The 12,340-nt window shown below is 67.1% G+C and carries 11 protein-coding genes; 6 read left to right on the forward strand and 5 right to left on the reverse strand.

The genetic code is table 11. From position 1 onward, the window contains the following. Window positions 1-10: 10 nt before the first annotated feature. The 5 genes from pstA to phoR all read left to right on the forward strand — a co-directional run bounded on the left by pstA (window position 11) and on the right by phoR (window position 4,639). Window positions 11-874, forward strand: coding sequence for a phosphate ABC transporter permease PstA (gene pstA / locus ACFPFG_RS28135; RefSeq protein WP_183021633.1), 864 nt, complete (start codon window positions 11-13; stop codon window positions 872-874). Between the two features lie 38 nt (window positions 875-912). Then, window positions 913-1,695, forward strand: a complete 783-nt coding sequence (gene pstB / locus ACFPFG_RS28140; RefSeq protein ID WP_012206714.1) for a phosphate ABC transporter ATP-binding protein PstB — start codon at window positions 913-915, stop codon at window positions 1,693-1,695. Between the two features lie 13 nt (window positions 1,696-1,708). Beyond that, the gene (gene phoU / locus ACFPFG_RS28145; protein WP_012206713.1) at window positions 1,709-2,410 is read left to right on the forward strand and encodes a phosphate signaling complex protein PhoU; all 702 of its coding nucleotides are present in this window, start codon (window positions 1,709-1,711) and stop codon (window positions 2,408-2,410) included. 20 nt (window positions 2,411-2,430) lie between these two features. Then, a complete protein-coding gene (phoB, locus tag ACFPFG_RS28150; RefSeq protein ID WP_012206712.1) occupies window positions 2,431-3,126 on the forward strand; it encodes a phosphate regulon transcriptional regulator PhoB in 696 nt (231 codons plus the stop codon). Between the two features lie 118 nt (window positions 3,127-3,244). Beyond that, window positions 3,245-4,639 (forward strand): phosphate regulon sensor histidine kinase PhoR, encoded by a 1,395-nt coding sequence (gene phoR, locus ACFPFG_RS28155; protein WP_183021534.1) that lies wholly within the window; start codon window positions 3,245-3,247, stop codon window positions 4,637-4,639. Window positions 4,640-4,669: 30 nt separating this feature from the next. On the opposite strand, the gene ACFPFG_RS28160 is transcribed toward phoR, so the two are convergent. From ACFPFG_RS28160 to ACFPFG_RS28175, 4 genes are all read right to left on the reverse strand, one after another. Next, on the reverse strand, window positions 4,670-6,037 hold the full coding sequence (locus tag ACFPFG_RS28160; RefSeq protein ID WP_380109225.1) for an MATE family efflux transporter: 1,368 nt from the start codon (window positions 6,035-6,037) through the stop codon (window positions 4,670-4,672). Next, window positions 6,034-7,773 (reverse strand): hypothetical protein, encoded by a 1,740-nt coding sequence (locus ACFPFG_RS28165; RefSeq protein WP_380109227.1) that lies wholly within the window; start codon window positions 7,771-7,773, stop codon window positions 6,034-6,036. Before ACFPFG_RS28165 ends, ACFPFG_RS28160 begins: the two co-directional genes overlap by 4 nt. A 155-nt stretch (window positions 7,774-7,928) precedes the next feature. After that, a complete protein-coding gene (locus tag ACFPFG_RS28170; RefSeq protein WP_013801474.1) occupies window positions 7,929-8,174 on the reverse strand; it encodes a type B 50S ribosomal protein L31 in 246 nt (81 codons plus the stop codon). Window positions 8,175-8,288: 114 nt separating this feature from the next. Further along, a complete protein-coding gene (locus tag ACFPFG_RS28175; RefSeq protein ID WP_380109230.1) occupies window positions 8,289-9,482 on the reverse strand; it encodes a citrate/2-methylcitrate synthase in 1,194 nt (397 codons plus the stop codon). Window positions 9,483-9,583: 101 nt separating this feature from the next. Here ACFPFG_RS28175 and ACFPFG_RS28180 point away from each other — a divergent pair, with 101 nt between their 5' ends. Then, a complete protein-coding gene (locus ACFPFG_RS28180) occupies window positions 9,584-10,993 on the forward strand; it encodes a CoA transferase (protein ID WP_380109232.1) in 1,410 nt (469 codons plus the stop codon). A 73-nt stretch (window positions 10,994-11,066) separates the two neighbouring features. Here ACFPFG_RS28180 and rho read toward each other — a convergent pair whose 3' ends face one another. Further along, entirely contained in the window at window positions 11,067-12,329 is a 1,263-nt protein-coding gene (gene rho / locus ACFPFG_RS28185; protein WP_012206705.1) for a transcription termination factor Rho, read from the reverse strand. Window positions 12,330-12,340 lie beyond the last annotated feature (11 nt).

Raw genomic sequence — 12,340 nt, forward strand, 5'->3', positions numbered from 1 at the left:
CTCCACCAAGATGATCAATGCCGCCGAGCTGACGCGCGTGCGCCAGGCCAAATACGCCAAGCGCAAGCGCGTGAACCAGGTCGCGCTGACCCTGTCGCTGGCGGCCATGGCCTTCGGCGTGTTCTGGCTGATCTGGATCCTGTGGGAAACCATCACGCTGGGCATAGGCGGCCTGAGCCTGGCGCTGTTCAGCGAAATGACGCCTCCGCCCAACGAGGCGGGCGGCATTGCCAATGCCATCTTCGGCTCGCTGATCATGGTGGCGCTGGCCACCTTCGTCGGCACGCCCATCGGCGTGATGGCCGGTGTCTACCTGGCCGAATACGATGCGCGCGGCTGGCTTGCCAATACCACGCGCTTCGTCAACGACATCCTGCTGTCGGCGCCTTCCATCGTGATCGGCCTGTTCGTCTACACCGTGGTCGTGGCGCGCTTCAAGAGCTTTTCCGGCTATGCCGGCGTGGTGGCGCTGGCGCTGATCGTGATTCCGGTGGTCATCCGCACCACCGAGAACATGCTGGTGCTGGTGCCCGCCAGCCTGCGCGAAGCCGCCTACGCGCTGGGCACGCCCAAGTGGAAGGTCATCATCATGGTGACGCTGCGTGCAGCGCGTGCCGGCGTGATCACCGGCGTGCTGCTGGCCGTGGCCCGCATTGCCGGGGAAACCGCTCCGCTGCTGTTCACGGCGCTGAACAACCAGTTCTGGAATGCCGACCTGTCCAAGCCCATGGCCAGCCTGCCGGTGACGATCTTCAAGTTCGCGATGAGCCCCTACGAGAATTGGCAGCAGCTGGCCTGGGCCGGCGTGTTCCTGATCACCGTGGCGGTGCTCGGCCTCAATATCCTGGCGCGGTTCCTGACCCGCCAGAAGTAATGCAGCAACAAGCAATCAACAAGGACAAGGATCACGCAATGACTGCGACCTCTTCCACCGCGCTGAACTCCTCCAAGCTGACGGTTCGCGACCTGAACTTCTACTACGGCAAGTTCCACGCCTTGAAGGGCATCAACCTGGACATCCCCGAAAAGAAGGTCACGGCCTTCATCGGTCCTTCGGGCTGCGGCAAGTCCACGCTGCTGCGTACCTTCAACCGCATGTTCGAGCTGTACCCGGAGCAGCGCGCCGAAGGCCAGATCATGCTGGACGGCGAGAACCTGCTGACCAGCAAGCAGGACGTGGCGCTGATCCGCGCCAAGGTGGGCATGGTCTTCCAGAAGCCCACGCCGTTTCCCATGTCCATCTACGACAACATTGCCTTCGGCGTGAAGCTGTTCGAGAACCTGAGCTCGTCCGACATGGACGACCGTGTCGAATGGGCGCTGCGCAAGGCCGCGCTGTGGGGCGAGGTCAAGGACAAGCTGCAGCAAAGCGGCTCGGGCCTGTCCGGCGGCCAGCAGCAGCGCCTGTGCATTGCACGCGGCATTGCCATCAAGCCTGAAGTACTGTTGCTCGACGAGCCCTGCTCGGCCCTGGACCCGATCTCCACGGCCAAGATCGAGGAGCTGATTGCCGAGCTGAAGAACGACTACACCGTCGTCATCGTGACGCACAACATGCAGCAGGCAGCGCGCTGCAGCGACTACACGGCCTACATGTACCTGGGCGACCTGGTGGAATTCGGAGACACCGAACAGATGTTCTTCAAGCCCCAGCGCAAGGAAACGGAAGACTACATCACAGGCCGCTTCGGCTGAGCAGGAGCAATCGATGAACGAAAAACACCTTTCCAGCCAGTTCGACAGCGAACTCAACCGCGTCTCTGCGCGCGTCATGGAGCTCGGCGGTCTGGTCGAGTCCCAGATCCGCCAGGCGGTCTATGCGCTGTCGCGCTTCAGCATCGAGGCCGTGGAGCAGGTCGATGCCGCGGAAAAGCGCGTCAACGCCATGGAAGTGGAGATCGACCACGAACTCTCGTCCATCATCGCCCGGCGCCAGCCCACGGCGCGCGACCTGCGCCTGCTGATCGCCTTCTCCAAGGCCACGGCCAATCTGGAGCGCATGGGTGACGAAGCGCACAAGATGGCGCGCATGGTCAAGTCCATCATCGAAAGCGGTGCTGCGCGCTCCCTGCCCACGGGCGACCTGCGCACGGCGGCCGAGATGGCCTCGGGCCTGCTGCGCAAGACGCTGGACGCCTTTGCTCGCCTGGATACCAAGGCTGCCGTGGCCATCCTCAAGGAAGATGATCTGATCGACCAGGAGTTCGACGGCTTCGTGCGCAAGCTCATCACCTACATGATGGAAGACCCGCGCACCATCTCGGCCAGCCTGGACCTGCTGTTCCTGGCCAAGGCGATCGAGCGCATCGGCGACCATTCCAAGAATGTGGCCGAGCTGATCATCTATCTGGTGGAGGGCAAGGATGTCCGTCACCAGACCATGGATGCCATCGAGTCGGCAGTGCTGTAAGTGCCGGAGGCGAACAACGGATGAAGAAGATGCCCATGGTCCTCATCGTCGAGGACGAGCCCGCCATCGCGGAGCTGATCGCTGTCAACCTGCGGCACAACGGCTTCCAGCCGGTCTGGGCCGAGGACGGCGTGACGGCGCAGCGCGAGCTCGATGCCGTGCTGCCCGACGTGATCCTGCTTGACTGGATGCTGCCCGGCGCCAGCGGCCTGTCCCTGGCGCGCAAATGGCGCGCGGACAGCCGCACCAAGGCCGTGCCCATTCTGATGCTCACGGCGCGCGGCGATGAACCCGACAAGGTGGCGGGGCTCGATGCGGGCGCCGATGACTACATCACCAAGCCCTTCTCGACCCAGGAGCTGCTCGCGCGCATCCGTGCCGTGCTGCGGCGCCGTGCGCCCGAGCAGATTCAGGACAAGGTCAATATCGGCGAGCTGGTGCTCGATGCCGCCGCGCACCGCGTGAGCTGGCAGGGCGACATGATCAAGGTGGGGCCCACCGAGTTCAAGCTGCTGCACTACCTGATGAAGCACCCCGAGCGCGTGCACAGCCGTGCCCAGTTGCTGGACAAGGTCTGGGGCGATCACGTCTTCATCGAGGAGCGCACGGTGGACGTGCACGTCAAGCGGCTGCGCGAGGCGCTGGGCATGGCCGGTGCATTGATCGAGACGGTACGCGGCGCCGGCTACCGGCTCAGCGCGCAGGCGCTGGCCTGAGGTCGTTTTTTCCGCATGAATCCACGCATGGCCTTCGCGGGCCATGCCAGGGCGCCGCTGCCCAGGGCAGCGAATACAACGCAAAGAAGGCGCAAGTATGGGTTGGCGAGGTTTTCGCTTGTTGGCGTCCCAGATCGCGGGCGCATTGCTGGGCTGGTGGCTCTGGGGCGTCATGTCCGCCTCCAGCCCCGGCATGGCCGCCCAGGCCGTGGCGGCCCTGACGGGGGCGCTGTGCGCGGGCTGGATCTGGTGGCTGGTGGACAGCTGGAATGCCATGCGCCTGCTGTCCTGGCTGCGCCAGTCCGAGCTGCGGGAGGCGCCCGAACTCAGCGGCATCTGGGGCGAGGCCAGCGTGCGCATGCGCCGGTGGCTGCGCCAGAGCGTGCAGCAGGTGCAGCAGGGCGATCAGCGCCTCAACGACATTCTTTCGGCCCTGCAGGCCAGCCCCAATGGCGTGGTCCTGCTGGACGCCGATGGGCGCATCGAATGGTGCAACCAGATCGCGGCGCGGCAGTTCGGCTTCGATGCCGAACGCGACCTGCTGCAAAGCATTGGCAACCTGGTGCGCGACCCCGAGTTCAGCGCCTATTTCGCCACCCAGGACTTCTCACGCGACCTGGTCATGCAGGGCCGCGAAAGCACGGCCTCGCGGCCCGTCAAGCTGTCGGTACAGCTGTATGGCTATGGCGAAGGGCGCAAGCTGCTGCTGGCGCGCGATGTCACCGCTGTGGAGCAGGCCGAGGCCATGCGCCGCGACTTCGTGGCCAATGTCTCGCATGAAATCCGCACGCCGCTGACCGTGCTCGTGGGCTTTGTGGAGACGCTGCAGAACCTGCCGCTGGAGCCCGAGGAGCGCAACCGCTACCTGGGACTGATGGCCCAGCAGGCCGAGCGCATGCAGCATCTGGTGGAAGACCTGCTGGCGCTGTCGCGCCTGGAGGGCAGCCCCTTGCCCAGCAGCAACGAATGGGTGCCCGTGGCCCAGCTGATGCAGCGCTGCGAGAACGAGGCGCGCGGCCTGTCTTCCATGCTCACGCGCAAGCAATCCCTGCCGCATGCGCTGAGCTTTCCGTCGGCCGAGGTGCTGGCGCAGGCCGGTGAGGTGGCCGGCGCCAGCGCCGAGCTGCAAAGCGCTTTCTCCAACCTGCTGGCCAACGCCATGCGCTACACGCCGGCAGGCGGGCGCATCGAGGTGGCCTGGGAGACCTTGCCTGATGGATCGGCACGCTTTGCCGTGCACGACTCCGGGCCTGGCATCGAACCCAAGCACCTGGCACGCCTGACAGAACGCTTTTACCGTGTGGACCGCAGCCGTTCGCGCGACACCGGCGGCACGGGCCTGGGCCTGGCCATCGTCAAGCACGTGCTGCAGCGCCATGGCGCCAAGCTGGGCATCACCAGCGCGCCGGGCCAGGGGTCGGAATTTTCCGTGACCTTTCCGGCCAGCCGTGTCCGCGTTGCGGCCCCAGGCACGCGCGAAGTCGGCGAGGCCCGCGAAAGCCGCGCAGCATAGGGGTGGCCCCGTGTGAACGGCCAAGGCCGTTCAGCGGCTTGTGGCTTTGCGCACGATGGTGCTGAACACCAGGGCCGTCACCAGCAGCGCACAGGCACTGCTGGCCCAGAACGGGGCGGGCGTGCCATGGTGCAGCCAGGCGGGCAGGGCGCTGTCCGTGCCGTAGGCCAGCCAGTATCCGCCGGCCAGTCCGCCGCCCCACAGCAGCAGGCAGTAGATGACCAGCGGCGCCACGGTGATGCGGTAGCAGCGCAGCACGAAGAGGCAGAAGGTCTGCACGGCGTCGGCCACATGGTAGGCAGCCACCCAGGCCAGCAGGCTGGCGGTAGTGGCCACCACCTCGGGGTTGCTGCTGTAGATGCGGGCCAGGCCCTCGCGGGACAGGAACAGTGCCGAGGCCAGCACCAGTCCACCCGTTGCCGCAAGCCGCCAGCCCATGGTGACAAGGCGGCGCGCCATGGCCTCGTCCCCCGCGCCGCGCCAGTAGCTGATCCGCGCGCTGGTGGCAATCGCCAGCGACAGGGGCACCATGTAGCACAGCGCCGCAAGATTGGCAGCAATCTGGTGGCTGGCCGAGGCCAGCGTGCCCTGGCGCGCCACGAACAAGGCCATCAGCGTGAACGAGGTCACCTCCACCAAAATTGCCAGCCCTGCTGGAACGCCCAGTCGAGCGAACTGCACCAGTTGCGGCCAGTCCGGGGGCTCCATGCGCCGCCACAGCGCCAAGGGCGCATACAGGCCCTGGCTGCGCATCAGCACGAATGCGAGGGCAACCATGGCGTAGTTCACCACCAGCGTGGCCCAGGCACAGCCCTCGGCGCCCAGCGCAGGCAGGCCGGCGCCGCCAAAGGCCAGCCAGATCGACAGGGGGATTTTCAGCAGCAGCGACAGCAGCTGCAGCCAGGTCACCAGCAGGGGGTGGCCCAGCGCCTGGTTCAGCGTGCTGTAGATGCGAAACAGCAAGGCGGCCGGAAGGCTCCAGGCCAGCACCGATAGATAGGCCCGCACCTCCACCTGCAGCGGTGGCGGCACATCGGCCCAGCGCAGCAGCGCATCGGGAAACAGCAGCACGCCCATGCCCAGGGCGCAGGCGGCCAGCAGCATGTACATGGCCTGGCGCAGCGTGCGGCCTATGGCCTGCGGCTGTCCGGCGCCGCGATGTTCGGCCCACAGCGGCAGCAGGGCCTGGAAGATGCCCATCAGCGAGACATAGACGCTCACGAAGATGGCCGAGCCCACGGACAGCGCTGCCAGCGCCTCTTCGGCGTAGCGGCCCGCCACGATGGTGTCGGTCACGCCGAAGGCCATCACCGCCAGCTGGCCCGCCAGCACGGTCAGCGCGTGCTGGGCGATGGTGCGCCGTTCGGTGCCCAGTGGTGCGCGCGCGGGCTGGCTCATGGCCTGGCCTGGGCGGGGCTTGCCTCGGGCCTGCGCTTCAAGACCAGCAGGAAGTCCTTGCGATCGGTGGGGCGCACCACGCGGGCCACGGTTTCCCAGGTGCCCTGCAGGCGTGCACTGTGCGGATCCAGCCAGGTTTCTTCCTCGGCCACCATCCAGTCGCAGCGGGCGGCGCCGGCCATGCTCAGGCGTTGGGTGTCGATGTCGCCGTAAAAGCGCAGCGCCGCAATGTGCGCGCGGGGCAGGCCATAGGTTTGCACGCAGCTGCCATCCCTGGGCAGTTCGGTCAGCACCTGGCGTATCTGCGGCTCGAAGCTGCGCGCATGGTCCAGCAGCGGCAGCCACAGCGTCATCAGCAGCAGCCAGCCCAGCGTGGCGCCGCTGGCCGGCAGCACCAGGCTCTTCCAGATGGCGGCGCGGTTGCGCGATGTGCGCCAGGCGACGAGTACGCACCAGGCCAAGGTGGCGGCAACCGCCACGGCGAAGGAGAACACCGAGAATTCGGGCGTGAACTGCGGGGCCAGCCTGGCCACATTGGCGGCCGGCTTTGCGGGAATGCCGGTCTGCAGCGAGAGCCAGATCACCCAGATGGCAATGGCGGCAGCACTGAAGAACAGCAGGGTGAACCAGTCGATCAAGGCGCTGATGCTGCGGCGCAGCGTCGGCAGGGCAAAGGCTGCCAGCGTGGCGATGGCGGGCAGGCCCAGCAGCAGGGCGCGGTCCGCAGGCAGCGTGCTCAGCGAGGCGATCACCGGAATGATGGCAAACCATAGCGGCAGCGCCAGATGGGGATAGCGGCGAGGCGTGGCGATCTGGCGGCGCCAGACCCACAGGGTCCACATGGCCAGCGGCCAGGCCGGCCAGCTGAACCACAGCAGCAGCCGAACCAGGCTTTGCCACTCCTTGGCGGTGCCGCTGTCCACAAGGCGCCAGGCCCATTGGTCCAGCCACAAGGACAGTGCAGCCGCCAGCAGCGTGACGCCCAGCCACAGCGCGGTCCAGATGCGTGCCTCGCGCGGCGCGGGCGAGGGCTCGTCACCCCAGGTACGCGAGAAAAACGCCATGGCCGCACCGCCCAGGCCGAACAGCGTGGCCACGGTCGGCGCGCCGCTCAGCGCCAGGCCGGGCAGGCCCAGCAGCAGCGCCAGCATCGCGGTGCGGCCGTGGTAGGGCATGGCTGCGGCGGCAAAGAACAGCAGGGCCGCGCAGCCGAGCTGGGTCATGTAGCTGGTGGTCTCATGGGAAAGCTGGGCCAGGCCCAGGCAGGCCACCAGGGCCAGCAGGCCGCCATCGGCCATGGCGCGTGCGTAGTCGGTGGGCTGTGCCTCGCCGCCAAAGGCAAAGGCCACGGGGCGCGCGCCCGGCGTGCGCGCCAGGTAGTACACGCCCCACCAGGTGGCCGTCAGCGTGAGCACCAGCATGGCGATGAAGGGCAGGCGTGCCGCCATCTCCGGATGCAGCCAGGAAGGCGCTCCCTGCATGGCCAGCGCACCGAGCCAGTACGACAGCAGGCCCTCGGATTCGGGCAGCAGGCCCGCCATGCGCGGTGCCAGCCACGAGGTATGGCCCAGGGCCAGCTCCCGCATGTAGCCGAAGGCCTCCATGTCGGCCATGCGCCAGGGGCTGCGCCCCACATATCCGGGCACGACATAGGCCAGGCACAGCAGCAACAGCGACCAGCGGGGCAGGCGGCGCACGGCGCTTTGAGCAACGATGGCAGGGGTGGGCTGGTTCACTCACAGGACTTTCTGCAACGGAGGGCGCAAGAATACGCGAAGCAAGGGCCTCGAAAAGCGTGGGACATGACTGGCCGGCGGGGATTGGCCGGACTGCGAAAAACAAAAGGGCAGCGCGGTTGCCCGTGCTGCCCTTCTGGCCGGAGAAGCAGGATTTACTTCTTGCCGAAACGGTTGCGGAAGCGCTCCACACGGCCGCCCATGTTGTCCACCGACTTTTGCGTGCCGGTGTAGAAGGGGTGCGACTCGGACGAGGTGTCCAGCTTGAACAGGGGGTAGTCCTTGCCTTCGAAGGTGTCGGTTTCCTTCGTGTTCACGCAGGAGCGGGTCACGAACTTGAAGCCGTTGGACAGGTCCACGAACAGAACTTCGCGGTAGTTGGGGTGGATGCCTTCTTTCATGATCTTTCCTTCTGATGCAAGTGCGGTAGCCGTGCCTGACCCGCTGCAACCTTTGTAGCGGTTCAAATCAAGCGTACTTTCCGCAAGAAAAAGCCCTGCATTATCGCATAGTGCTCAGTTGCGTGCCAAGCCGCCGGGCCTGGGGCCCGTGTACGCCGCGCGCGGCCGAATGATCTGCCGGGTGGCGCGCTGCTCCAGCGCCTGCGCCAGCCAGCCTGCGCAGCGGCCCAGAGCGAACAGCCCGAAGGCGCTGCCCGGCGGCAGCTGCAGGTGGCGCCGCAGGGCCACCAATGCGAAATCGACCGAAGGGGCAAGGCCAGTGAGTGCCATCGCTTCGGCCACCAGGGCCGCCGCCGGTCCATGCCTGGGCAGCATTTCCAGCAGCAGGGCGGCGCGCACATCGCCTTCGGGGTAGAGGTGGTGGCCGAAGCCGGGCAGGGTCTCGCCGCGCGCCAGGCGCTGGCGCAGGCGTGCCGGGGCCTGCGCCTCGCCCAGCTCGTCCCAGAGCGCCTCGACACGCGCGGTCGTGCCGCCGTGGCGCCCGCCCGTCAGGGCGGCAAGGCCTCCCACCACGGCCGCCCGCAGGCTGGCGCCCGTGGATGCCACGCAGCGCGCCGTGAAGCCGGAGGCGTTGAGTTCATGGTCGGCGCACAGCACCAGGGCCATGCGCACCAGGTCGGCGCCTTGTGCGTCCAGCGCCCAGGCCTGGGCGCATTGCAGGTGGATGGGGGTCTTGTCCGGCGCCGTGCCCAGCAGGCAGGCCGCCAGCAGGCGCAGGAGCGCTCCGCAGCCAGCCGCCAGCCGTTCTGGCGATTGCTGCCATGCGGCAGTGGCCGCGTCATCGCTGGCGACGGTGAACAGGGGCAGCAATGTGTTTTCGCACGGTTGGCCGGCCATGCGCTGCTGAAGGTCGGACAGCAAAGGCGCGGCCTCCACGGCGTTTGCCGCGAAGGCCTCCGTGGTCGGGCATTGCCAGAGGAGGGCGGCCGTCTCCTCCAGCGTGCGGGTTCGCGCCCAGTCCACGGCATCCTCGCCTCGGTAGTACAGGCGACCCTGTTCTATCAATGTGATCGATGACTCCAGCACCGGCAGGCCCCAGCTGAGCGCGGCCTGGGCCACTTCGCGCGGCTTGCGGCCCTGGCCGCGCTGGCGTGCGAGCTGCTCGACCTCCTCGCGCAGGTAGCGGCTTTGGCGCGGTGTGTCTGCCGCGTGGGCGTGCAGCAGTCCTCGGCTGACATAGGCATACAGCGTGGCGCGGCTCACGCCCAGCAGTGCGGTGGCTTCGGTCGAGTTCAGGTAGTCGGGCATGGGTGTGATGATATGTTGATTTATTTAATCAATATTGACAATATTTTCTGGAAATCTATGGTGCGGGTTCCAACCCTTGTTTCCGTTGCCAGGAGTGCTCCATGTCCAGTCTTCCGACCTCTTCCGCTTTTGATCACTGCGCCGCCCAGATCTGGGCGGCATTGGGAGGTGCCCACGGCGCGCTGCACCGTCTGGAGATGCGCGGGCAAGGCGCCTTGGCCTCGGTGTTCCCGGTCTCCGATCTGGCGGCAGCCAGCCTGGGTGTGGCAGGCCTTGCCATCTCCGAGTTGGTGGCCCAATGCGGCGCTGCCGCGCCGCAGGTGGTTGTGGACCGCAGGCTCGCGTCCCTGTGGTTTGGCAGCAGCCTGTATCCACTGGGCTGGGAGATGCCCGCGCTGTGGGACGCCGTGGCCGGTGACTACCGCACGGCCGATGGCTGGATCCGCCTGCATACCAATGCGCCCCACCACCGCGCAGCGGCGCTGGCCGTGCTCGGCGCACCGGCTGACCGGGAGGCTGTGGCGACGGCGGTGAGCCGCTGGACGGCGCATGAGTTGGAGTCGGCCGTTGTCGCGCAGGGAGGCTGTGCCGCCGCCATGCGCGGGCTGGCTGCCTGGGCTGCGCATCCGCAGGGGCAGGCCGTGCAGCAGGAGCCTTTGCTGGCGTGGCAGGCGCATCCGCAGCCGGGCCAGCCCTTCAGTTTCAGTACTGGTGCGTGGCAACCATCGGCGCAGCGGCCGCTGCAGGGGCTGCGCGTGCTAGACCTGACGCGCATTCTGGCCGGCCCCGCTGCCACGCGATGGCTGGCGGGCCACGGCGCCGAGGTGTTGCGTATCGATCCACCGGGCTGGGAGGAGCCCGGCACGGTGCCGGAAGTCACGCTGGGCAAGCGCTGTGCCCGGCTGGACCTGCGGGCGCCGCAGGATCGTGCCGTGTTCGAGCAACTGCTGGCCGGTGCCGACGTGCTGGTCCACGGTTACCGGGACGGTGCGCTGGCGGGGCTGGGATTCGGGGCCGCGTGGCGCCGTCGGCTGAATCCCTGGCTCATCGATGTGTCGCTCAATGCCTATGGCTGGAGCGGGCCCTGGCAGCAGCGGCGCGGCTTCGACAGCCTGGTGCAGATGAGCGCCGGCATCGCCGATGCAGGCATGCACCGGCTGGGCCGGCACCGACCCACGCCGCTGCCGCTGCAGGCGCTGGACCACGCCACCGGCTATCTGATGGCTGCCGCCGTGGTGATGGCGCTGGTGCGGCGCATGCAGGGGCAGGGCGGCAGCACGGTGCGCGCCTCGTTGGCGCGCACGGCCCATCTTCTGGCGGGGCATGGCGTGGGCGACCCGGATGCCTGCCTGCTGGCGCCGGTGAACGGTGCCGAGGATTTCAGCGCGGCGATCGAGGCGACCTCCTGGGGCGCGGCGCGGCGCCTGCGGGCGCCGGTGGAGGTGACGGGTGCGCCCATGCATTGGGAGCGCGCGGCCTGTGCGCTGGGCACGTCTGTCGCAGCTTGGTGAGACGGGCGGCTGGAATGCAAAACGCCCCGCGTGAGCGAGGCGTCTGTAGGGGCCGTGGGCTGGATCGCTGCGATCAGCCGCCGCGGCGCATCATGTCGAAGAAGTCCACGTTGGTCTTGGTGGCCCGCATGTTCTTGATCATCAGCTCCATGGCCTCGATCTCGTCCATGTTGTACATGAACTGGCGCAGGATGCGGGTCTTTTGCAGGATCTCGGGAGCCAGCAGCAGTTCTTCGCGGCGTGTGCCGCTCTTGTTGAGTTCGATGGCGGGGAACACGCGCTTTTCGTAGAGGCGGCGGTTCAGGGCCAGTTCGCTGTTGCCCGTGCCCTTGAACTCTTCGAAGATCACTTCGTCCATGCGGCTGCCGGTATCGACCAGGGCCGTGGCGATGATGGTCAGCGAGCCGCCTTCTTCCACATTGCGTGCCGCGCCGAAGAAGCGCTTGGGACGCTGCAGGGCGTTGGAGTCCACGCCGCCCGACAGCACCTTGCCCGACGAGGGCACGACGTTGTTGTAGGCGCGGGCCAGGCGGGTGATGGAGTCCAGCAGGATGACCACGTCCTTCTTGAGCTCGACCAGGCGCTTGGCGCGCTCGATCACCATCTCGGCCACGTGCACGTGGCGCGTGGCGGGCTCGTCGAAGGTGGAGGCGATGATTTCGCCCTTGACCGAGCGCTGCATCTCGGTCACTTCTTCGGGGCGCTCATCGACCAGCAGCACCATCAGGTGCACGTCGGGATGGTTGGCCGTGATGGAATGGGCGATGCTCTGCATCATCATGGTCTTGCCGCTCTTGGGCGGTGCGACGATCAGCGCGCGCTGGCCGCGGCCGATGGGGGCGATGATGTCGATGATGCGGCCGGTGATGTTCTCCTCGCCCTTGATCTCGCGCTCCAGGCGCAGCTGCTGGGTGGGGAACAGCGGGGTCAGATTCTCGAACAGCACCTTGTGCTTGTTCTGCTCGGGCGAGCCGCCGTTGACGGAGTCGAGCTTGGTCAGTGCGAAATAGCGCTCGCCATCCTTGGGCGTGCGCACTTCACCTTCGATCATGTCGCCGGTGTGCAGGTTGAAGCGGCGGACCTGGCTGGGCGAGATGTAGATGTCGTCGGTGCTGGCCGTATAGCTGGTGTCGGGGCTGCGCAGAAAGCCGAAACCGTCCGGCAGGATTTCCAGCACGCCGTCGGCGAACACTTGTTCGCCTGCCTTGGCTCGCTTTTTGATGATGGCGAACATCAACTCTTGCTTGCGCATGCGACCGACGTTTTCGATCTCAAGCGCTTCGGCCTGCTTCAGGACTTCAGACACGTGCAGTGCCTTGAGTTCATTAAGGTGCATGGAGTGACTCC

The sequence above is a fragment of the Delftia deserti genome, from assembly GCF_042653485.1.
GTDB lineage: Bacteria > Pseudomonadota > Gammaproteobacteria > Burkholderiales > Burkholderiaceae_C > Comamonas > Comamonas acidovorans.

What these genes read in the sequence shown, in the direction of transcription:
- pstA (WP_183021633.1), top strand. Translation starts at nt 11, where the DNA reads ATGATCAATGCCGCCGAGCTGACGCGCGTGCGCCAGGCCAAATACGCC.
- pstB (WP_012206714.1), top strand. Translation starts at nt 913, where the DNA reads ATGACTGCGACCTCTTCCACCGCGCTGAACTCCTCCAAGCTGACGGTT.
- phoU (WP_012206713.1), top strand. Translation starts at nt 1,709, where the DNA reads ATGAACGAAAAACACCTTTCCAGCCAGTTCGACAGCGAACTCAACCGC.
- phoB (WP_012206712.1), top strand. Translation starts at nt 2,431, where the DNA reads ATGAAGAAGATGCCCATGGTCCTCATCGTCGAGGACGAGCCCGCCATC.
- ACFPFG_RS28160 (WP_380109225.1), bottom strand. Translation starts at nt 6,037, where the DNA reads ATGAGCCAGCCCGCGCGCGCACCACTGGGCACCGAACGGCGCACCATC.
- ACFPFG_RS28170 (WP_013801474.1), bottom strand. Translation starts at nt 8,174, where the DNA reads ATGAAAGAAGGCATCCACCCCAACTACCGCGAAGTTCTGTTCGTGGAC.
- ACFPFG_RS28175 (WP_380109230.1), bottom strand. Translation starts at nt 9,482, where the DNA reads ATGCCCGACTACCTGAACTCGACCGAAGCCACCGCACTGCTGGGCGTG.
- ACFPFG_RS28180 (WP_380109232.1), top strand. Translation starts at nt 9,584, where the DNA reads ATGTCCAGTCTTCCGACCTCTTCCGCTTTTGATCACTGCGCCGCCCAG.
- rho (WP_012206705.1), bottom strand. Translation starts at nt 12,329, where the DNA reads ATGCACCTTAATGAACTCAAGGCACTGCACGTGTCTGAAGTCCTGAAG.